The organism is Microbulbifer sp. ABH2_005 (assembly GCF_056160005.1).
In genome coordinates, this window is sequence record NZ_JBSWWI010000003.1 from 202,200 (window position 1) to 223,460 (window position 21,261).

The 21,261-nt window shown below is 54.1% G+C and carries 15 protein-coding genes; 12 read left to right on the forward strand and 3 right to left on the reverse strand.

Annotation, left to right across the window (positions count from 1 at the left end; all coding sequences use genetic code 11):
* The first annotated feature begins 23 nt into the window (after window positions 1-23).
* The 3 genes from ACXAFI_RS19825 (at window position 24) to ACXAFI_RS19835 (ending at window position 3,534) form a co-directional block, all read left to right on the forward strand.
* A complete protein-coding gene (locus ACXAFI_RS19825; protein ID WP_444920768.1) occupies window positions 24-1,346 on the forward strand; it encodes an adenylosuccinate synthase in 1,323 nt (440 codons plus the stop codon).
* A 143-nt stretch (window positions 1,347-1,489) separates the two neighbouring features.
* Window positions 1,490-2,143 carry a PAQR family membrane homeostasis protein TrhA gene (trhA, locus tag ACXAFI_RS19830; protein WP_152450729.1) on the forward strand — a complete coding sequence of 218 codons (654 nt, stop codon included), beginning with the start codon at window positions 1,490-1,492 and terminating at the stop codon, window positions 2,141-2,143.
* A 170-nt stretch (window positions 2,144-2,313) separates the two neighbouring features.
* Complete coding sequence (locus ACXAFI_RS19835; protein ID WP_475110145.1) at window positions 2,314-3,534, forward strand: lytic murein transglycosylase; 1,221 nt, start codon at window positions 2,314-2,316, stop codon at window positions 3,532-3,534.
* Window positions 3,535-3,541: 7 nt separating this feature from the next.
* On the opposite strand, the gene ACXAFI_RS19840 is transcribed toward ACXAFI_RS19835, so the two are convergent.
* From ACXAFI_RS19840 to ACXAFI_RS19850, 3 genes are all read right to left on the reverse strand, one after another.
* Window positions 3,542-4,564, reverse strand: a complete 1,023-nt coding sequence (locus ACXAFI_RS19840; RefSeq protein ID WP_152450733.1) for a succinylglutamate desuccinylase/aspartoacylase family protein — start codon at window positions 4,562-4,564, stop codon at window positions 3,542-3,544.
* Window positions 4,565-4,646: 82 nt separating this feature from the next.
* Window positions 4,647-7,727: a DUF6531 domain-containing protein gene (locus tag ACXAFI_RS19845; protein ID WP_475110146.1), complete on the reverse strand. Its 3,081-nt coding sequence runs from the start codon at window positions 7,725-7,727 to the stop codon at window positions 4,647-4,649.
* Between the two features lie 23 nt (window positions 7,728-7,750).
* Window positions 7,751-8,614, reverse strand: coding sequence for a Stp1/IreP family PP2C-type Ser/Thr phosphatase (locus ACXAFI_RS19850; RefSeq protein WP_152450737.1), 864 nt, complete (start codon window positions 8,612-8,614; stop codon window positions 7,751-7,753).
* Between the two features lie 190 nt (window positions 8,615-8,804).
* Here ACXAFI_RS19850 and ACXAFI_RS19855 point away from each other — a divergent pair, with 190 nt between their 5' ends.
* The 9 genes from ACXAFI_RS19855 to ACXAFI_RS19895 all read left to right on the forward strand — a co-directional run bounded on the left by ACXAFI_RS19855 (window position 8,805) and on the right by ACXAFI_RS19895 (window position 20,970).
* Entirely contained in the window at window positions 8,805-9,524 is a 720-nt protein-coding gene (locus ACXAFI_RS19855) for a transposase (RefSeq protein ID WP_152450738.1), read from the forward strand.
* 70 nt (window positions 9,525-9,594) lie between these two features.
* Window positions 9,595-11,094: a type VI secretion system contractile sheath domain-containing protein gene (locus tag ACXAFI_RS19860; RefSeq protein ID WP_475110147.1), complete on the forward strand. Its 1,500-nt coding sequence runs from the start codon at window positions 9,595-9,597 to the stop codon at window positions 11,092-11,094.
* 148 nt (window positions 11,095-11,242) lie between these two features.
* Window positions 11,243-13,027, forward strand: a complete 1,785-nt coding sequence (gene tagH / locus ACXAFI_RS19865) for a type VI secretion system-associated FHA domain protein TagH (protein WP_475110148.1) — start codon at window positions 11,243-11,245, stop codon at window positions 13,025-13,027.
* A 23-nt stretch (window positions 13,028-13,050) separates the two neighbouring features.
* The gene (gene tssJ / locus ACXAFI_RS19870) at window positions 13,051-13,668 is read left to right on the forward strand and encodes a type VI secretion system lipoprotein TssJ (RefSeq protein ID WP_253868788.1); all 618 of its coding nucleotides are present in this window, start codon (window positions 13,051-13,053) and stop codon (window positions 13,666-13,668) included.
* A 66-nt stretch (window positions 13,669-13,734) separates the two neighbouring features.
* Window positions 13,735-15,072, forward strand: a complete 1,338-nt coding sequence (gene tssK / locus ACXAFI_RS19875) for a type VI secretion system baseplate subunit TssK (protein ID WP_475110149.1) — start codon at window positions 13,735-13,737, stop codon at window positions 15,070-15,072.
* A 1-nt stretch (window position 15,073) separates the two neighbouring features.
* Entirely contained in the window at window positions 15,074-15,940 is an 867-nt protein-coding gene (gene icmH, locus ACXAFI_RS19880; RefSeq protein ID WP_152450748.1) for a type IVB secretion system protein IcmH/DotU, read from the forward strand.
* Window positions 15,941-15,993: 53 nt separating this feature from the next.
* Complete coding sequence (gene tssM / locus ACXAFI_RS19885; protein ID WP_475110150.1) at window positions 15,994-19,533, forward strand: type VI secretion system membrane subunit TssM; 3,540 nt, start codon at window positions 15,994-15,996, stop codon at window positions 19,531-19,533.
* 15 nt (window positions 19,534-19,548) lie between these two features.
* The gene (tagF, locus tag ACXAFI_RS19890; protein WP_475110151.1) at window positions 19,549-20,220 is read left to right on the forward strand and encodes a type VI secretion system-associated protein TagF; all 672 of its coding nucleotides are present in this window, start codon (window positions 19,549-19,551) and stop codon (window positions 20,218-20,220) included.
* 24 nt (window positions 20,221-20,244) lie between these two features.
* On the forward strand, window positions 20,245-20,970 hold the full coding sequence (locus ACXAFI_RS19895; protein WP_475110152.1) for a SapC family protein: 726 nt from the start codon (window positions 20,245-20,247) through the stop codon (window positions 20,968-20,970).
* Window positions 20,971-21,261 lie beyond the last annotated feature (291 nt).

Below are 21,261 nucleotides of genomic sequence, written 5' to 3' on the forward strand. Positions count from 1 at the left end.
ACCTGAGTTAGAGATTGATACAGATGGGCAAGAATGTAGTAGTGCTGGGTACCCAGTGGGGCGATGAAGGCAAGGGTAAGATTGTCGATTTGCTGACAGAGCAGGTCTCCCTGGTGGTGCGCTTTCAGGGCGGACACAACGCCGGCCATACCCTGGTGATCGACGGTGAGAAAACCGTACTGCACCTGATCCCCTCCGGTATCCTGCGCCCCAGCGTCACCTGCCTGATCGGCAACGGTGTGGTGTTGTCACCGGAAGCACTGCTCAAGGAGATGGGAGAGCTGGAAGAACGCGGTGTTCCAGTGCGCGAGCGCCTGCGCCTGTCACCGGCCTGCCCGCTGATTCTGCCGGTGCATGTGGCCCTGGACCAAGCCCGTGAGAAGGCCCGTGGCGCCAAGGCCATCGGTACCACCGGCCGCGGTATTGGTCCCGCCTATGAAGACAAGGTTGCCCGCCGCGGCCTGCGTCTCGGTGACCTGTGCAACTGGGAGAATTTCTGCAATCAGCTCAAGGAGCTGATCGACTACCACAACTTTGCCCTGACCGAATACTACAAGGTTGATCCGGTAAGCTACGAGGATACCCTGGAGCAGGCCAAGATCTGGCGTGAGCAACTGGTGCCGATGATCATTGATGTGGCCGACCAGCTGCACAAGGCCCGCGAGCAGGGCGAGCACATCCTGTTCGAGGGCGCCCAGGGCTCCCTGCTGGATATCGACCACGGCACCTATCCGTTTGTGACCTCCTCCAACACCACTGCCGGCGGCACCGCCACCGGTTCTGGTTTTGGTCCCCTCTATCTGGACTACGTGCTGGGTATCACCAAGGCCTACACCACCCGTGTTGGCGGCGGTCCTTTCCCCACCGAGCTCGACTGTGAAGTAGGGCGTCACCTGGGCGAGAAGGGGCATGAATTCGGTGCCACTACCGGGCGCCAGCGCCGCACTGGCTGGTTCGATGCAGTTGCCGTACGCCACGCAATTCGCATCAACAGTATCTCCGGCTTGTGCCTGACCAAGCTGGATGTGCTCGATGGTCTTGAGGAAGTGAAGATCTGTGTGGGCTACCGCAACAGCGCTGGAGAAGAAGTGCCGGTGCCTTTCGACGCCGCCGGTTGGGAGGGTGTCGAGCCCGTATACGAGAGTATGCCCGGTTGGACAGAGAATACTTTTGGTGTGCGCCGCGAAGCGGACCTGCCGGCCAATGCCAAGGCCTATATCGCCCGCATCGAAGAGTTGGTGGGTGCACCGGTAGATATTGTTTCTACAGGCCCCGATCGCAATGAGACTATTGTTCGCGCCTCTTCCGCACTTTGCGAAATGGGAATCCATAACGCGAGTGTTTAAGCCCTAGCGGCCCGGTTGTGAATCTTCGGTCTGATCCTGGCCTTGCTATTTTTAGTGAGGCCTTTGATCATTAGACCTGATTCCAGTTATCGGTCGAGTGGTTATTGGAGCCACTCAGTACCAGAATTTAATCGGGCCAATCTATGACCTCATCCGTTTCCGTTGCCAGCCGCTATAGCTTTGCTGAAGAAATTGCCAATAGCGTAACTCATGGAGTCGGAGCCGTACTGGCTATCGCCGGTCTAGGTGTTCTTATAGGTTTTGCCGCGTTGCGCGGGGATGCCTGGCACATCGTCAGCTCCAGCGTCTACGCCTCCACCCTGATCCTCTGTTTCCTTGCCTCTACCCTGTATCACGCTGTTAGCCACATAGGCGCCAAGGCGATTCTGCGGACTCTGGACCACACCTCGATATTTCTCCTGATTGCCGGCACTTATACCCCGTTTACCCTGGTGACCCTGCGCGGGCCCTGGGGCTGGTGGTTGTTTGGCATTATCTGGGGATTGGCCCTGTTGGGGCTGATTATCCAATTCACCCCTCTGAAAAAGATCCGCGCACTGTCGATCACTCTCAGCGCCCTGATGGGGTGGGTGGTTATCGCCGCAATCAAACCCCTGGCGAATAGCCTCGAAACCGGCGGCCTGTGGTTGTTGGTACTGGGAGGTCTCTGTTACACAGGTGGTATCGCCTTTTACTTATGGCGCAGCCTGCGTTTCCATCACGCCATCTGGCATTTGTTTGTGTTGGCTGGCGGTATCCTGCACTTCTTCGCCGTACTCTTTTACGTGATTCCCTGATTTTGAGGCCCTGGTCACAGGGCCTGGCAATTCTCAGAACTTCCCTTTCAGTCCAGTGTCCCCATTAATGACTGATCGGGCGGATGACACCATTGGAGAAATCCGCCTTTCGGAAGAGAGAGGCTCGTTCTAACCTTGTGCGAGCGAAATGTCGTGTCAAAGGTACTCCCATGCCCAGATTGCACCGGTTCCCCACGCTGTTCTATGTTCTCACCCTTTGCTTAGCCTTTATGATCCAGGGCGCCCAGGCTGCTGATAAGCCGGACCCGGCATTTGAAAAGTGGGTAAAGGAATTTCGCCAAACCGCCATTAAGAATGGGATTTCGCCCAAGGTTTACGACCAGGCCTTTAAGGGGATTACTTCTCCGGACCAGTGGGTGCTGGATAGGGCCAGCTACCAGCCTGAGTTCAAGGCGCCGGTATGGCAGTACTTCGACAACCGGGTGCAAAAGCGCGCTATCGAGCGGGGTAAGCGTGAGAAGGAGAAAATGAAGCCCTGGCTCAACAAGATTGAGAAGCGCTTTGGTGTGGACCCCAATATTCTCCTGGCCATTTGGTCGGTGGAGTCGAGCTTTGGCGGCGTCCTTGGCAACGAGACGGTGATGCGTAGCGTAATCCGCTCCCTCGCCACCCTGGCCTATGCAGACCCACAGCGCAAGAAGTTCGGTCGACAGCAGCTGTTGGCGGCGCTGAAGATTCTGCAGGCCGGTGATATCGAAGGCCAGCACCTGCTGGGATCCTGGGCGGGCGCTATGGGACATACGCAGTTTATCCCCACCAGTTACCAGGCCTACGCGGTGGATATCGATGGCGATGGCAAGCGCGATATTTGGAATTCAGTGCCGGATGCCCTGGCTACCGCAGCCAACCTCTTATCCAGTAATGGCTGGCAAAAAGCGAAGCCCTGGGGTTATGAGGTTTCCATTCCCGTCAACAAAATGCCGGGGGGCAAACTGACGGTGGCGGAGTGGGAAAAGCTCGGGGTCAAGCGTGCCAATGGCGAGCCTTTCCCGAGCAAGAAGGCCGTGGCGGAGCTGAAGTTGCCAGATGGGCGCAACGGCCCGGCTTTTCTGGTGTTTAAGAACTTCTTCGTTCTTAAGCGTTACAACAACTCGGATCGCTATGCCATTGCGATCGGTTTGTTGGCGGATCGTATCGGCGGCGGTCCCCCCCTGGTAAAAGACTGGAATCGCCCTTTTACTCCCCTCGACGGCAGCCAGGTTGAGCAGCTGCAAAAGCTGCTGAAGCAAAAGGGCTTTTACAGCGGCGAGATTGATGGCAAAGCCGGTCCGGGGACCCGCAAAGCCATCAAGGCATTCGAAAAGAGCGCCGGTGTGGAGGAGAAGGGCTTCCCCAGCAAAGAGGTGCTGGAGTTACTCCAGAAACAGTAGGGCGCCCTTAGAAATTTTCGTCCGGCAGCAGGCTGTCCTGCAGTAACTCGAGGTTCTCAACCACCTCCTGGGGCTCGTGGAAATAGGCGATGTGATACATCGCCTCGCCCTCTTGCACCAGGGGGATATTCTGTTTGCCGATTATGATTCCCTCGCCATTACTGCGCACCTGGTCGAGCTCGTTGCCGTAAGGGTCGGCAATCGTGGCGAGCAGATCTCCCGCATAGACTTGATCTCCCAGCGCTTTGAGATGGGTGGCAATACCGCTGTCGCCGGCGCGTAACCAGCCACTGCTGCGGGCGATAAAGGGTTCTATCAGGCTGCGTCTGCGCCTCGCCGGCAACATACCCAGGTGCCTGAGTACATTGGTTACCCCCTTCAGGCCAGCGCGGATGCACAACTCATCGAAGCGCAGAGCTTCTCCGGCCTCATACAGTAGGATTCTCACCCCCCGATCTGCAGCTGCCTGGCGTAGGGAGCCATCGCGAATCGATGCATTGAGCAGTACCGGCACACCGAATGCCTTGGCCATGGCGCGGGTCACATCGTCATCGAGATTGGCGCGCACCTGGGGCAGGTTGCTGCGGTGGGCGGCTCCGGTGTGCAGGTCTATGCCGTAATCGCACTTGGCCACTATCTCGCGCAAAAACACATGGGCCATGCGTGCAGCCAGGGAGCCTTTGGCGGAGCCGGGAAAACTGCGGTTGAGGTCGCGGCGATCAGGCAGATAGCGGGTATGCTGGAGAACCCCGTAGACATTGACCATGGGCACGGCGATCAGCGTACCGCGCAGAGACTTCAGGCTGCGGCTTTGAATTAGACGGCTGATGATTTCGATGCCGTTCAGTTCATCACCGTGCACTGCTGCACAGACAAATATGGTGGGGCCCTCGCGCTTACCGCGCTGTACATAGACGGGGATAGCCATCTCTGTGTTGGTATAGAGGCTCACCACGGGCAGGTCGATATGGCGGGATTCTCCCTTAGCCACTGCGATACCGCCGATTTCAAAATCCGGGGATGCTTGCATAACTTTTCTACGCAATTAATAGATACGGTGTAGGGATAGGCACAGGCCCGGAGGGCCCCGGGTCGGGGCGCCGACGAAGGGTTCAGAGCCTGGTCAGTGGAACATTGGATGTGATGTGAGTAAAAATCCTCGGGCCATTGAGCCACATGTGTAGAGCCGGATTCCAATACCTGGAGGGGGTGTACCAGAGTCCGGTCTCGATATCGGCAACTATGTTAGTGCCACGCCAGGGGCCGGGGGTCTGCCCGAAACCTCTGCCATCAACGTCTTCAGCATCATTTCCCTGTGACCACTGTACAGTACCTTGAGCGTCGAAAATGGCCAGGGGTTTTCCCTGTGGGTCTGTATGGTAGTGCTTGCAGTGGCCGGAACTCCAATGACACAGTACGTACCCGTGCAAAGGGTGGGTAATCCAGTGGCCGATACCCCGGGATTTTCCGTCGACCTGGTGCGCCTCTGCCCAGATGCCCAGGCCGCTCCAACTGGTGGTGACCCGGCGTTGGCGGGATGATTTGCGGTGAGTACAGGTTTTACTCAGCCGGCGCCCAAATGGATCATAGCGGAAATAAGTTTTGAAATCGCCACATTCCGCTGTGCTCATCAACCCCCAACCATCGTACTGGTATTGATAATCCCTGCGCCCGGGAATTTGCCGCTCGGCGACCACATTGCCGCGCTTATCCCTGTCGACCTGCGCCTGGGTAAACCCTGACTGCCGCATAGGATTTGTGAGCTGCAATGGGGGCTGTTTGTCGAATTGCCAGGCGAGGGCAAGGCCACTTTCCAGGTTGGCGGGGCGACCGAACAGGTGTTTGAAAGTGCTGCGCACTTCTCCCTGAACATGGATTGAATTCTGTCCCTTGAGTTCGGTGCGCAACACCGGTTCGCCGTTGGCATCCACTCCGTAGAGTGTGCCGCAGGGTGTGAGGGTATAGGCCAGATCGAGATTGTCGGAGCTGGCGCTTTTCAGCCAACCGCGCGAGTCATATTGGTATCTCAGGCTGAAATCGCGCACGTCATTACTGTCGTGATTCTCGGCGATAACCCGGCCGCGTTGATCGTATTTGAAGCGGACTGAGGAGTGTAAATTATTGGCCTGAATCAGACGCTTTTGTGCGTCGTAGTGGAACTCACTAATTTGGCCACTGTTATTACGTATGCTGGCGAGGCTGCCATCGTCGTTATAGTGGAAGTACCAGCGGCAATCGTTATCGCAGTATTCACTGAGGCTGCCGTCAATATTGTAGTTCCAGTTGACGCAGCGCTTGTCCGGGGCGTGGTGACTGGTTAACTGGCCGAGCCCATCGTATTGCCACAGATAATCTCCGCTTGGAGTTTGCAGCTGGGTCAACTGCCCCTGGCCATTAGAGTGCAGTGCCCACTGGTTGCCATCGGCAAAATGTATCTGGCAAATACGGCCGCATTGATCGTATTCCCACTGAAGACTCTGGCTGTTGCTGGCATGGATGGCGTGAGGTTGGCCGCGTTCGCAGTAATCAATCCCGTATTGATAGCTACCAATGTGACACTCGCGCAATTCGCCGGCGGGTCCATAATGCCATTCGCGCCAGGTTTCCCCGTTTACGATCAGTGTGGTTATACGCTGCCAGTGGTCGTACTCGAAGCCCCATTGTTTTTCGCCGCGGCGAACGGTTTGTAATTGCCCCTGGCCATCCCAGGAAAATTCCACTGAGCCACCCTCAGGGTCGGTGATTTGAGAGAGCAGGCCGCGTTCGCTGTAACGGAATTTCCACTCCTGTTGTTCTGGATCGATTATTGCCTGCGGGCGCCCCTTACCGTTGAAGCGGAAGATCCATGACAAGTCCTCGTTGAGTAGGACTGCCTGGGGATAACCGTTTTCATCGTATAGATAGCGTTTGCTGTTGACTCCCTTGGTACTGCGCCGCAGGCGTCCGAACTCATCGTAGCGGAAGAAGCTGCGTCGCCCATCACCGTTAATGTATTGGCACAGGTTTCCGTAGCAATCGTAGAGCCAGTTTTTTTCTCGCTGACCCTGCCGCTCTTTGGTGAGCTGGCCGAATTGATTGAAGTGCAACTGTTGTGGGGTTAGACCCGTATCTTCCACCAGGCAATTCCCTCGGCTGTGCTGCCAGGTTAGCAAGGTCTCGGATTCCTCTTGTATCAGCCTGTGACAATGCCCCTGCAAATCGTATTCAAATTGACGTTTGCCCTTCACACCGCTGTGCGCTTGCACCAGGAATAAATCGTGATACTGGTAGCGTTCCCGATCGTGGTTGCTGCTAACTTCAGTCAGTAATCCGCCCTGGAATTCGTAGGAGCACAACGTGCGCTGATCATCTGGAGCGTGATTGTTGAGCAGTTTTCCGATGCGGCCGCCGCGAATTTCGAAGTCCAGCACCCGCCCCCAGGAGCTGACGATTTTTCTGGGCAGCCCTTCGCTATAGTCGATCGTCAGTGCGTTGCCGAACTGATCGCGAATTTCAGTGAGCGGGAGAGCGCTGTTGACTCCATCTGCGCGAAAAATTTTATCGGGCTCGTTAACAGATGAGATCCGGTAGCTGTGCAGGCTCTGCCTAAATAGTAGTAAGCGTTCGAAGCGGTTGTAGCAACTGTGACCAATTGCGGGTAACAGGAACTGCACCTTGCGCCCTTCGGCGGTATACAGTTCTATCTGATTATCCTGCACCACTAGCTGTTCGCTCAGCGAGTGGCGCCAGCCCGCCCCGACTCCACAATCCTCACTAATGCTAGAGCGATAGTAGCGTTTCCAAACAAATGGCAGTGGCCCCGGGATCGTGAGGTCCACCCGATCGAAGTTCAGCTCGCCGGTTGCAGCGATGACCAGGTCCTTTACCAAGTGACAGCGCTGAAGTGAGGGCACCTGAGTGCCCTGCGGATTGGTGCCCGGGACATTCACAAATTGAACTGGGCCCTCACCGATTCCGGGTAACAGCTCGACTTCCGGTGCTGAGGCGATAGTGAAGGTATTGACCTCAACTGCCGGTGGCTCTGGCCAAAGAGGTAGGCTGCAGTCGCTTGTAGTTTGGGCCTCAGGTAACTCTTCAATAGCCTCCAACCAGCGGCATACTGCCGCGGGGTTTCCCTGGGGGAAGGAGGCTGTGGAGGGACTGAGGATCTTGAGCAGGTTGGGGACCAGCTGGGTGAGACGTTCCGGTGTCATTCTTCAGCTTCCGGCAAACGGGTTTAGCGTTGCGCTTTTCGGATGGTTACATCGGGTGATTTTGGTCTTTGGGTTGCGCTTTGTTCTTGCGCTAGTAATTGTGCTGCGGGTTGGGAGGAGTATTCGAGAATCCCCGCGCTAATATTATCGCGCCCCCCCATTCTGTTGGCATCGTCGATAAAACGATAGACACACTCTAGCGCGGGGCGGTGAGTGGCTAGCACACGCTCAATCGCATGGTCATCCAGATATTCGGTCAGACCATCAGTACAGAGTAATAACAGGGCGTTTTCTGTTAATTTCCAGCTGTTAATTTCTGCTTCTACGGTATTGGAAACGCCCAATGCGCGGGTTATGTGGTTTCGCACACTAGAGTGTTGTGCCTGTTCTTCAGTTATTTGTCCGCTATCTATCATTTCCTGAACAACGCTGTGATCTCGTGTAAGGCGCTGTAATCCGAAGTTATTCCACAGATAAGCACGTGAATCACCGATATGCGCAACAATTAAAAAGTCGTGCCACATGACTGCAACAACAATAGTAGTTCCCATTTTTGCAAAGTGGGGATTGGTACTTTTGGTATTCAGGAGGGCGTTGTTGGCACTGTTGATGGCGTCGATTAGAGTCGCGCGTAAAATTAATTGTTGCTGCTCAGGAGTGCAGGATAGAAAGGTGTGTTTTAAGAGGTCTTCTAAGTGGAATTGGACTGTTTCTGCCGCTATTTTGCTGGCTGTGGCACCACCTGTGTACCCCCCCATACCATCCGCTATTACGATATAAGCGAAAGGTTGGTCGGCACTGGCATACCAGCGAATACTATCCTCGTTTTCCTCGCGAACTTGACCAATGTCAGTGCGTCCGTTGACCGCCAGACTTATCTGATCCATGTCTGGTGCAACTCCCCTTTATTTAAATAGCAATAAAATGCAGCGTAACATGATTACAACCACTAACCAGGGTTCATGTTAACTTGGCATCAGATGATGTTTGAAATTTTTTTCCCTGATTTGCGATAATAAAACCTTTAATCATCACTAGAAAGGCATCGCGCCTTATAAATAAGGATTTGCTGGCAAAATGCCTCGTCTGCCCAGGCTCAATCTAATAGATATCCCCCAGCATATTGTGCAAGTCGGTCACAACAATTTGCCGTGCTTCTTTGATGAAGAGGATTATCAATATTATTTGATTAGTTTGCGAAATGCTGCTGATCAGTACCGTGTGGACGTACATGCATACGTCTTACTGCCCAATATGATTCAAATCATTGCCACCCCGAGAGTCCCGGATGGCATACCCTCAATGATGCAGTCTTTGGGTCGTCGCTATGTTCAGTTTGTCAATCACCGTTATAAGCGTTCCGGCACAATTTGGCGCGGGCGTTACAAGTCCAGCCTGATCGACTCCGATGCTTATTTGTTGACCTGTTACCGCTATGTGGAGCTGCGCCCGCTCTATCTGGGGCTTGCGGACTCCTTGGGTAATTACCGGTGGTCAAGTTTTAATCATCATGTGAATACTGAGCATAATCACTTGATTAAGGATCATCGCCTATATACCGACCTGGGTGAGAATGCAGCCCAGCGCGCCCAGGCTTATCGGAAGCTCTTTCGCTATAGCTTCGATAGCCGTCTACTCGATTACATCGCTGAGACCATCAAGCTGGGGCATGTTCTCGGTGGTGACGCCTTTAAAGATAAGATCGAACAAATCGCCAACCAAAGGGTTCGTCCACTTAAAAGAGGGCGCCCGAGAAAGCCAAAAAAAGTCGAAAAACAATTGGTGGAAACCAACTAGATAAAAACGCATGATGAGTACAGGTGGTTTCGCCGTACTGCGTATTTTTTTTACCTGTGGATAATTGACTGTGAGTAGAGCCACGATAACTGCCGGATTTCAAATCCACGGCGATAACAATAAAAAGGAACAAACCATGGACCTTGGCAGTGAAAGCCTGAAAGTCGCAATCCTGGGTGATTTTAGTGGTCGCTCAAGCCGTCGCCAGTGTGAGCCGGAAACTATTGCCCAGCGCAGGGTATATGTGCTGAATCGCGATACCTTCGAGGGTGTATTTAGCGATTTGGGGGTGAGCCTGCAGTTGCCGGTGATGGATGAGCCCCTGCAGTTGCCCTATTTCGACGATTTACATCCAGATTATCTCTACAGCCGCCTGCCACTTTTCAAACAATTTATAGCACTCGGCCAACGCTTGCGCGATCCTGGGCAATTCCAGCAAGCCGCCGAGGAAATTCGCCAGTGGAAACCGGAGCTGGCTGAAACAGCGCGAGAAACTGCGGGTTATTCTGCCGAGCAGTCTCTTCTCGATGAAATCCTCGCGGCAGGGCGCGAGCGCTTGGCCAGGGAGAGCGGTAGTGCTTTCCAAGTGGATCAGTTGATTAGGGATATCGTTGCGCCCTATGTGCAAAAGAGTGCGGACCCCATGCAGGGGGAGTATTTAAATGCTCTGGCCGAAGCGACCTCGGACACTATGCGCAAGGTGATGCACCACAGTGATTTCCGCCAACTGGAGGCGAGTTGGCTCAGTCTGCACTTTTTAATGAGACGGCTGGATGAGCACCCAAATTTGCAGCTGCATTTGATTGATGTCAGCAAGGAGGAGCTGCTTGCCGATTTTGCCAGTGCTGAGAGCGACCTGGAAAAGTCCCAGGTATTTAAACTGCTGGTCGAGCGCGAAACCGTTGCCGGTGACCGTCCCTACAACCTCGTTCTGGGTGATTTTTTTATCACCGATGAAGAGCGGGATCTGCACCTGTTGATCGATCTCTCCACAATCGCAGAAGCGGCTGGTAGTGCGCTGCTCCTCGGTGGTGATACCAAACTGGCCGGTTGCCCCAACTTAGCCGGTTCGGTCGATCCGGATGACTGGTATTACCCCTTGAGTGAGCGCTTTGCAGAAAGCTGGCAGGCGGTGCGGGATTACTCCGCGAGTGAATATGTTGCTCTGGCTGGGCCCCGCTTTATGCTGCGCTTGCCGTTTGGTAGAGAGACCTCCACCACCGAGCACTTTGATTTTGAAGAGCTGACACCTGAACAGGGGCATCAGTATTACCAGTGGGGCAACAGTGCCTATCTGCTTGCCCTGGCAATCTGCCAGGGTTTTTCCACAACCGGCAGGCTCCAAGCCCCCACCTCGGCGACTTACGAAAGCCTGCCTCTGCACTTGCGCAAGCTGCCCCAGGGGCAGTGGATTACGCCCTGTGCCGAAGCCTTGCTCACCGACCGGGCAGCTGCAGAATTTGATCGGGCCGGGCTGAGTACTATGCGCTCGGTACAGGGGCGCGATCAGATTCTCCTGCCCAGTTTAAGGTCTCTCGCTGGTGGCGCTTTAAGGGGGCCTTGGGGCTAAAAAATATTTTTCCGGCACGGCAATCTCTGCGAGCCGGATTTGAATTTGTTATGTGAAAGGCCTGTGCGCCCGGATCATTTCGTACTGATCTCTGTAGTTTGCATCCGGCGAAAGTGCGAAGTACATCAACTGTGTGAGTCAGGAAGACATGGATCTAATACTCTCAGTGTTGGCCGACCCCGCAGGGGCCAATATGCTCAAGCACACCAAACTGTTCACCAAAGAAGGGGGCAGTTTGGGGCGTTCCGCCGATAACTATTGGGTGCTGCCCGATCCCGAGCGAGTTGTCTCATCGCAACACGCGCAAATTTCTTGCAGTGATGGACAGTTTTTCCTGACTGATACCAGCACTAACGGTACCTATCATAACGATGGGGATACTCCCTTGGGTAAAGGGAATAAACTCCCTTTGAATGAGGGGGATATTATTAATGTGGGGGATTACCGCCTTAAGGTGACGCTGCGACAGCCTCAGGCCGAAAGTGACCTGCCGAAAGGATTGGACAGTGCCGACTTCCTCGATACTTCCGATCGCACCACCTTCAATGCCAGCGCTATGGCCAAGATGCAGAGCCAGGCGGAGGCCAAGCAGCTGGATAATTGGTTGGAGCCTGGTGGCAGCAGCGATATTTCCCAGTCCGGCGAATGGGGGTATATCCCTCAGAGTAACCAGAATACTCCCGCCCAGGATAATCTACTGGGCGCAGACTCGGATCCCCTGGACCCTATGTCGGCCTTTGGACAACCCCAATCTTTTGGGGCGTCGGATGTACAGGGTTTCGGCTCTTTTGCTGCTGAGCCACAGGGACAGGCCGCTCAAGGTCAATGGTCTGATTCTGATGATGAGTGGTGGAAAGATGGCAGCGACCAGGACCATGTGCCGGCAGATCAACACGCTGTGCGCATTTCCCCACAGGCTCCGCCGCAACAGTCGATCGAGCCCCCTTCCTCTGTAGAGCCCCAGGCACCTCAAGCGCAATCTTTCCAGGCGCCTCCCCCACAGCCTCAGGTAACTCCTCAGCCACCAGTTGCGCCCCCTCAGCAGCAAGTTGCCCCGCAGCAATCTGCGTTCGTTCCGCCGCAAGCACCAGCAGCGCCGCCGCAGCAGCAAGTACAACCGCAAGCTCAGCCCCCGCAGAGCCCACAGGATAACCCTTTTGCAGATTCTTTTGCTGCAATGCAGGGGCAACAAGTGGCCGGCGCGCCGGGTTTTGATGCCGGGCAGGCGCCTCCTGCTGGCCCCATGGGTTTTGCCGCTCAAGGGCAGAGCTTTTCCCAATTGCAACAGCCGGCTCCTGTCCAACAGGCCCCGACTCCGCAAGCCCCGGTACCACCGGTGCAGCCCCCCCCGGCTACCCCGGTATCCAGTGTGCTGGCTGCAACCTTGGGCCTGCATATGAGCCCCGCTCAACAACAAATCGCGGATCAACAGGCTGCAGAAATTGTTCGTGAAACCGTCGCTCGCCTTATTGATCTGCTGCGTGCGCGCAGCAGTATCAAAAATGAGCTGCGGGTGCAGCGCACCATGATCCAGACAGAAGCGAATAACCCGCTGAAATTTAGTGCCACCGAGAGGGATGCATTAGAGGCGATGTTTGCCGGTAACGGTGCGTTTTTACAGCCTAAAGAAGCGGTGCGGGATAGCTTCGATGATCTCTCCGATCATCAGGTCGCGGTGCTGGCGGGAATGCGCGCTGGTTACAATGCGATGCTGAGGTATTTCAGTCCAGATAATATCGAGCGCCGCCTGGGCAATACCTCCAGCGTATTCGGCAATAAGAATGCAAAAAAATGGGAGGGCTTCAGCGCGATGTACCGGGAATTAGTGGGCGATCCGGACGCCTGTTACCGCAAGCTCTTCGGTGACGAATTTGCAGAGACTTATGAAAACCAGTTGTCTGAGCTGAAGAATGCCAGACAGCTGAAAAGTTAATAAATCGAAAGAGGGAATTGGTCGTGACGATATCTAAGCTACTGAAATTCACCCTACTCGGCGTACTGGTGGTCAGCTTGGCGGCCTGCCAGACTACCAGACGCACTCTGAACCTGGACACCAGTGTCGAGCTGTCGGTGGATATCCGCAAGGACGTTAATCCGGATGATGACGGTCGCGCATCGCCGGTTGTGGTACGTGTGTTTATGCTGGCAGACGATCGCCAGTTTGCCCGCGAAGACTTTCTCAACCTGTATGAAAATGCAGAATCCCGTCTCGGTAATGATCTTCTCGATACCGTTATCTTGAAAGAGTTCGCTCCCGGCGAGCAGCGTGTGGAAGAGCTGCCTTTGACGCCGGAAGTGAAATATATCGGTCTGCTGGCGGAATTTGTTCAGTATCAAAAAGCAGATGCACTGATGGTGCTGCCGATCACTGATCACAAGAAAAATACTTATCAGGTCGCCTTAGCGGATACCCGCATTGGCACACCGGAGAATATTGCCAAACGGCGCCGGGGTATTGTTTCGCCTCTGTCGCGCAATGATGATGGCGGCAAGGACGGCGATACGGTAACACTCTCCAGTGAAGATTATGAATTGATGAAAAAGCGCCTTCAGGAAGCGGAGCAATCCAAGTAGAGCATCGTTCAGGCCAGTTTTAATTAAGCTCCATTCCAATTGAGTTGGGCTTTGCAAGGAAGACATATGTCGGTTAACAACAAGGTGATCTGGAGTGAGGGCATGTTCTTGCGCCCTCAACACTTCCAGCAACAGGATCGCTATCTCGAGCAGTTGGTCGAAGCGCGCACGGCTTCGTTGGGGCCCTATACCTGGGGTGTGCTGGAGCTGGCGATTGATAGTGAACCGCTCTCTATGGGCAAAATATCACTCTCCCGCGTGAGGGCGATATTTCCTGATGGTACACCCATCCTGGCACCCGAAAATGAAATTTTGCCAGATGTCCTGGATGTGCCGGTTAACACCCGCGATGAGATCGTCTACCTGTGTGTACCGATGAAGCGCCCCGGCAGCCAGGAATCGATTCGCGACCAGGAAGATTTCCCCCAGGCGCGCTACCAAACCGCAAACTTCGATGCGCGCAATAGTGCGGCGGCTTCCGGTGAATCCGCCCGTATCCAGGTAGGTAAATTGCGCGTTTGTCTCAAATTGGAAAGCGACGACCTCAGCGGTTACGCAGCTATTGGCATTGCCAGAATACGCGAACGCCAGCCGGAAAAGCCTGTTGAACTGGATTCGGACTATATTCCCCCGCTTTTGAATGCAGAGACTTCGGCGGTCATCAACGCCTACATTGAAGAAGTTAAGGGACTGCTGGATCACCGCGGCTCAGCCTTGGGGCATCGCTTGAGTGACAGTGGTCGCAGTGGTTCCGCAGAAATTGCCGATTATCTGTTACTGCAGGTTATCAACCGTTTTGAACCTCTGTTAAAACAGATTACTGCCCAGCCGCGCCTGCACCCACACAGCTTGTTTGTGGAACTGCTGCAACTGGCTGGCGAGTTATCGACATTTACCTCATCGACCAAGCGCCCTCCGGAAATACCCAATTACTCGCACGAAAACCTGCAGCTCAGCTTCTCCGGATTGTTTTCTGCCTTGCGTCAGTCCCTCTCCACAGTCCTGGAGCAGACCGCTATTGCGATGGAGTTGGTGCAGAGAAAATTCGGTATCTATGTGGCTCCGGTTTCCGATCCGTCACTGCTCAAGACGGCAAGTTTCGTGATGGCCGCCAAAGCGGATATGCCTGGAGACCTGCTGCGCAGCCGCTTCCCCACCCAAGCCAAAGTGGCGCCGGTGGAGGCCATCCGCGAGTTGATTTCCGCCCAGTTGCCTGGGTTGTCACTGCGCCCCCTGCCGGTGGCGCCAAGACAAATTCCCTATCACTCAGGTTTTACCTATTTCGAAATGGAGCGCAGCGGTGAGTTGTGGCAGGCCATGCAGAGGTCTGGTGGTTTTGCTGTGCATCTCGGAGCGGAGTTCCCAGGGCTGACCATGGAGCTCTGGGCCATAAGGAATAACTGATATGAGCAATGACAGCTTCAGCCCCCCGCCGGCACCTAACGCGGGTGACAGGACAGTAATGATTCCTACCCCAGGCGCCGCAGCTCCGGCGCAGCCCGGTCCGGCGGCACAGCCGCAGTTCTTCGCCAATCCCGGCAGTTCTGCGGATATGCAGATTCGCAACAGTTTGAACCCGCTGGTATCCGCCGCCTCCAAACTGCTGGGGGTGATTATCAAACTGCGCACAACCATGAACCACTCCAATGTGCCGGATCTGCACAAACGCCTGACCAAGGAAATCCAGGCATTTGAGCGGGAGTCCAAACAGCTGGGCCTGGCTCCGGAAACGGTGCTTACTGCCCGCTACCTGCTGTGTACCGTGGTGGACGAAGTGGTGTTAACCACCCCTTGGGGAACGGCGAGCGGCTGGAGCCAGCATTCTCTGCTCAGCCTGTTCCACAAGGAGACGTTCGGCGGTGAGAAATGCTTTGCCATTCTGCAGCGCATGCTGGAAACCCCAGCTTCACACCTGGAGTTGTTAGAGCTCTTCTACCTCTGTCTCAGTCTCGGCTTTCAGGGTAAATATCGCCTGGTACAGCGGGGCCACGAGCAAATTGAGCAGATTCGCGATGAGCTGTACCGCACGATAGAGCAGCATAAAGCGGCCATGGACCGGGACCTCTCCCCGCATTGGCAGGGCTGTGTCGAGCGCAAGTCCGGCCTGATTCACTATGTGCCTCTGTGGGTGATTATGAGTGTTGCGCTGGGATTGTTGGTCGCTACTTATAGTGGCTATCGCTGGTGGCTTTACGAAACGACCACACCCGTGGCAGACCGTGTAGTGGAATTAACAGGCAGTGACAGCGAGCCCCCGCAAGGGGAAGGGTGACACTCGGACCGAATTGATCCGGTGCTGCTTGAGCCCGGGAGATGGAGCTATTCATGAAACGCTTGCGCGACTTTTTTACCAATAAATGGGTGCTCGGCATTATCGGCCTTGCAGCCCTGTCGGTTCTTATCTGGTTTGGGGCGGACTACATAAAGTTTGGCAGTGACAACGCCACGCTCTCCCACACGGTTCGCATTACCATCATTGTATTTATTTTTGCCATCTGGCTGGTATGGAACCTGAGTCAGTGGCTGGTGGAGCGGCGCCAAAACCAGGCACTGATTCAGGGCATTGAGGAATCCCAGGAGGAAGCCCAGGACCCGGATGAAGAGCACTCCCGTGAAGAGCTCGAGGCCCTGTCGGGACGATTCCGTGAGGCCATGGATGTGTTGCGCAATGCCCGCTTTAAATCGGAGAAGGGCAAGGTTTCACTATACCAGTTGCCCTGGTACGTCATTATCGGCCCTCCCGGCTGCGGTAAAACCACTGCTTTGGTGAATTCCGGGCTGGAATTTCCCCTGGCGCAAAGTCACGGTAAAGAGGCCCTCGGAGGCGTAGGTGGTACACGTAATTGCGATTGGTGGTTCACGAATGACGCCGTGCTGATCGATACTGCCGGCCGCTATACCACCCAAGACAGCCACCGGGTTTACGACAACAGTGCCTGGCGCGCATTCCTCGGGCTGCTTAAACGCTATCGCCGTCGCCGGCCGATTAATGGCGCACTGGTTGCAATCAGCTTGCAGGACCTGATGGTCCAGACTGATGAGCAGCGCCAGCATCAAGCCAAGACAATCCGCCAGCGGGTAAATGAACTCCAGCAGGAGCTGGGTATCCGTTTCCCAATCTATCTCACCTTTACCAAGTGCGACTTGGTTGCGGGCTTTAGCGAATTTTTCGACAACCTGTCGCAGGCCGAACGCGAACAGGTTTGGGGTATGAGCTTCCCCCGTGAGGCGAATGCAACCGTCGGTGCACCACTGGATAATTTCAGGGCCGAATTCAATCAGCTGATTGAACGCTTGAATCAGAGAGTGTTATGGCGGGTGCATCAGGAGCGCAACGTCGAGAAGCGTGCTTTGCTGCAAGGCTTTCCCGCCCGTATGGAGAGCCTGTCGGAGATTTTGGCCGACTTTATCAAGCAAACCTTCGAACCAAACCGTTATGAAACCGTCCCTATGGTCCGCGGTATTTACTTTACCAGTGGCACCCAGGAGGGCAGCCCGGTAGACCGCATGATGGCTTCGGTAACGGCGGATTTTGGCCTGGAGCGCAGCGTCGGGCCCAAGTTCCAGGGCGTGGGAAAAAGTTTCTTCCTGCACCGCCTGCTTAAAGATGTGGTATTCCCCGAGGCCGAGCTGGTTGGAGTCAATCGCAAGGTAGAAAGTGCCAATCTGTGGCTGCGCAGAGGGGTATATGCCACCTTGGCCGCGGCCTTTGTGGGGTCGATCTTTCTTTGGAGTGGCAGCCTCGCTTCTAACAAACTGTCCATGGGCGAGGTCAATGACAATCTGGCGGCTTATCAACAGGCCGAGGAAAAGCTCAAGGGTAAGCGGCCCACCCCCGCGGATGTTCTGCAAATGCTTGAGCTACTGCGGCAGGCCACTTCGGTATATGACCGCGAGGAACATCCCTGGATTTCCAACCTGGGATTGTATGACACCCGTATAGACCAGGCATTGGATAATCTCTATCAGCAAAAGCTCGAAACAGTTTTCCTGCCGGCGTTACTGCGGGATATTGAAAGTAACCTCAGTCGCTTGGGCAGCGATGATCCGGCACTGGTGAGTACTCTCAAAACCTATCTGATGTTCTTCAACCCGGATAAATTGGATATTGCCACAGTTGAGAGTTATTACAGCGGCCGCTGGGAGCGTCAGTTACCAGGCGAGGCTCAAGAGCAGGATAAACTGCGTTTTCACCTGGGCCAGGTGTTAGCTCGCCCAATCCCCGCCAGTGTTCAGCAAAATGAGCGCGTAGTGGCCCGCGCCCGTCAGCAATTGCGACGCATCCCTGTGCCGCAAAGGCTCTTTGCGCAATTGCAAAATAGCGACCTGGGTCAGACCTCTGTGGACCTGTATCAGGAGATCGGCGGTGACACCCAACAGGTATTTGGCGTGAGCGCCGGTGATTCGCGTTTCAATATCCCCTTCCTGTACACCAAGGCGGGCTATAAGGAGATGGACTTTGGTGCCGACTCCCAGTTGATGACCAATATGGCGGAAGAGCGCTGGATCTACGGTGGTGACCTCAGTGGCGAGGACTTTACCGAGGCCGACCGCGAGAAGCTGGGTGAGGATGTAAAGCGTATTTATCTGGGGGAATACCTGCAACATTGGCAATCCTTTCTCGGTGGTTTCAGTATCCGCAGATTCAACAGCACCTCCCAGGCGCTTGAGGTTCTCTCGACCCTGTCAGACCCTATCTATTCACCACTGCTGGCGATCACAGAAATCACCTCGGATAACACGCGCCTGACACCGCGGCCGGAGCTGTCTGTAGATGCCAAAGGTGTACCGCTACCGGTGTCCAGCACGACGCGCCGCTTAGGTGGAGCGGCATTGGATAGTGCTGCAGGGGCCCTCAAGGATCATTACAAGCCCAATATTGTCGATGTGCGTTTTGAGGAGATACAGCGGATCACTCAAAGTGAGAAGGGCAGGCCCGCAAGGGTTCAGGAGTATCTCCTGACCATCAATAAGATTCAGGAGTACCTGACTGAAATTGATAGCGCCCCGGATTCCAATGAAGCTGCATTCACCAGCGCCAAGGCGCGTTTTGCCGGGAGTGGTGATGCGATAAAACAGCTGAGAGTCAAAGCGGCCAATGCGCCGGCACCTTTTGACCAGTGGCTGACCGATATTGCCGATAGCACCTGGGCGCTAGTGATGTCTAAGGCCAAGAGTCACCTCAATCGAGTGTGGCGCGAGCAGGTTTATCAAAGCTATGCCAATAGCCTGGCCAACCGCTACCCACTGCGCAGTGATCGCGATCAGGAAGTTCCGGTTATTGAATTTAATCAATACTTTAAGCCCGGCGGTATTGAGCAAAAATTTGTCAATGAATATTTAAAGCCCTTTGTGGACACAAGAACCTGGCAAGTGAAGTATGTCGAAGGACAGGGCATGAATCTTTCCAGGGAGTCCTTATCGCAGCTGCGTAGGGCGGAGAAAATCCGCAAGACTTTCTTTAAGTCGGGTGAAAGCGCTGCTTATTCTTTCCGTATTGAGCCAACGAAGCTGGATTCCAGTGTGCGCCTGTTTGAACTAGAACTGGGAGACCAACGTGTCCCTTATTCACACGGGCCCAAGACCAGCAAAAAACTTACCTGGCGCGGTGGTGAGAGCAATAGGGTCCGGATAATTTTCGAAGACCTCAATGAAACCGTACACCGCAAGCACTTTGAAGGTGACTGGGCGTGGTATCGACTGCTTGCAAGTTCAGACCTTGAGACAGGGCGAAGCAACGCGGAACGCTTGGTGACTTTCTCGGAAGAGGGGCGCAAAGCGCAGTTCAAATTAGTGGCATCGAATGTTAACAATCCATTCGATCGCAGTTTGTTGCGTGGTTACCGGTGTCCGGAAACTCTGTAGTAAGGAGTGAGTGAGTTGCAAAACACCATTGGTATCTTTGGCAAGCTCCCTGGACATGGAGATTTTGTCCAGCGTCAGCTTCCTGCTAGTTTCGTCAGAGTGTGGGACGAATGGCTACAGCGTGCAGTGCATGGGTCCCGTGAAATTATGGGGGAAAGCTGGCTTGACTATTACTTGACCAGTCCAGTTTGGCGTTTTGCCCACAGCAAAGGGGTTATTGATGAAAACCCTTGGGTTGGGGTTCTAGTCCCGAGTGTGGATAGTGTTGGGCGCTATTTCCCACTGACAATAGCCGCACCGTTGCCAACTGCGGCAGACATCATCTCTTTTATGTCTGAGGCCGATGGTTGGTATAGGGAGCTTACAGAGCTGGCCGTTAGTGCATTACAAAATATGTTGCATGCTGATCAGCTGTTTGAGGCCTTCAGTGCCGTACCTGTAGAGCTGGGGCGGCAGTTGAGTGCGCCAACACAGAATGACTTCTTTGTAGCCAGTAATGCTGTTACGGGTAATGAAAAACGTTATGCGGGATTGCTTGGACAGGTATGTCGCAAGCAATTTGCCAGTTTCAGTCTCTGGTCTTGTGAGGGATCGCAACACCTGGCGCCGACCAGTGTGCTCTGTCCTACATTGCCCGGCCCTGAGTTCTACTGCTCAATGCTTGGTGGCAGTCAGCAGAGACAGTGAAAAAATAGGGAAAGGACAGCGAGTGTGAGTCAAATAGTTACGTTAGATAGAAATAAGCACCGCAAGTATAACGTTTTGACTAGCGATATTTCGCACAGTGAAAACCGGCATGTCTGCCAGGTATATCTATCTGAGTTCTCAATGTTAGCTGGGCAATGTCCGATCATATTTTTAAAATCCAAGGGGGAGAATTCCCTGGAGAGCTGTGCATTACTGGGTATAAAGCCGGGACAAAACCTCTTTTGGCAGCAAGGAAAGTGGCAGGGTAACTATATCCCGGCGACCTTGAGAGCTTATCCTTTTTACTTACACTATAAGGATATTGCTAGCACAAGCCCTGTTATCTGCGTTGATTCCTCCTCGCTCTCACTTGGTAATTTTGATGGTGAAGGAAAGAGACTTTTTGACGACGAGGGTCAGGTGACCAAAACCTTTTCGAAGGTCAGCAATTTATTGAGTGGAATTCATCAGCAGAAAATAAAAAGTAAAGAGTTTATCCATTGCCTGACCGAGATGGAGCTTTTTCAGGAGCAGGTGGTGGTAGTCGATCTACCGGGTAATACAAAGCACCGCTTAACCGGGGTTTTTTGTGTGACCGCTGAGCGACTAAATGCGCTGACTGATAGGGACTTTCTAAGGTTAAAAGAGCTTGGCTACTTGTCGGCTATATATGCTCATATGCTTTCTCTAGAGCAATCGGCGAATCTGAGCCGGTTATTTAAGAGATATCATGCAAAATTACTTCACTAGCGGTGATGTAGTAAGAGCTCGTCCCAGCTTGGCTATAGCTCTTTATCTGCGCAATTCTGTATCTGGGCAATAAAGTATCGGCAGGTTAACTGGCTTGTTCAGAGCTTCACCGTTAGTAAAGAAATTCTATAAAGAGACATCTAAGGTAAAAACCGCCTATTGGCAGGGCGCTCAGGTTGCTCTCAATGGGGTCAACCTATCAATCACTGCAGGAAGCAAGGATTAGGGTATGTCGTATATCGTGGTATTCACGGGAGAAATCCGCACACATTTTGAGAGGCGAAAGGCAAT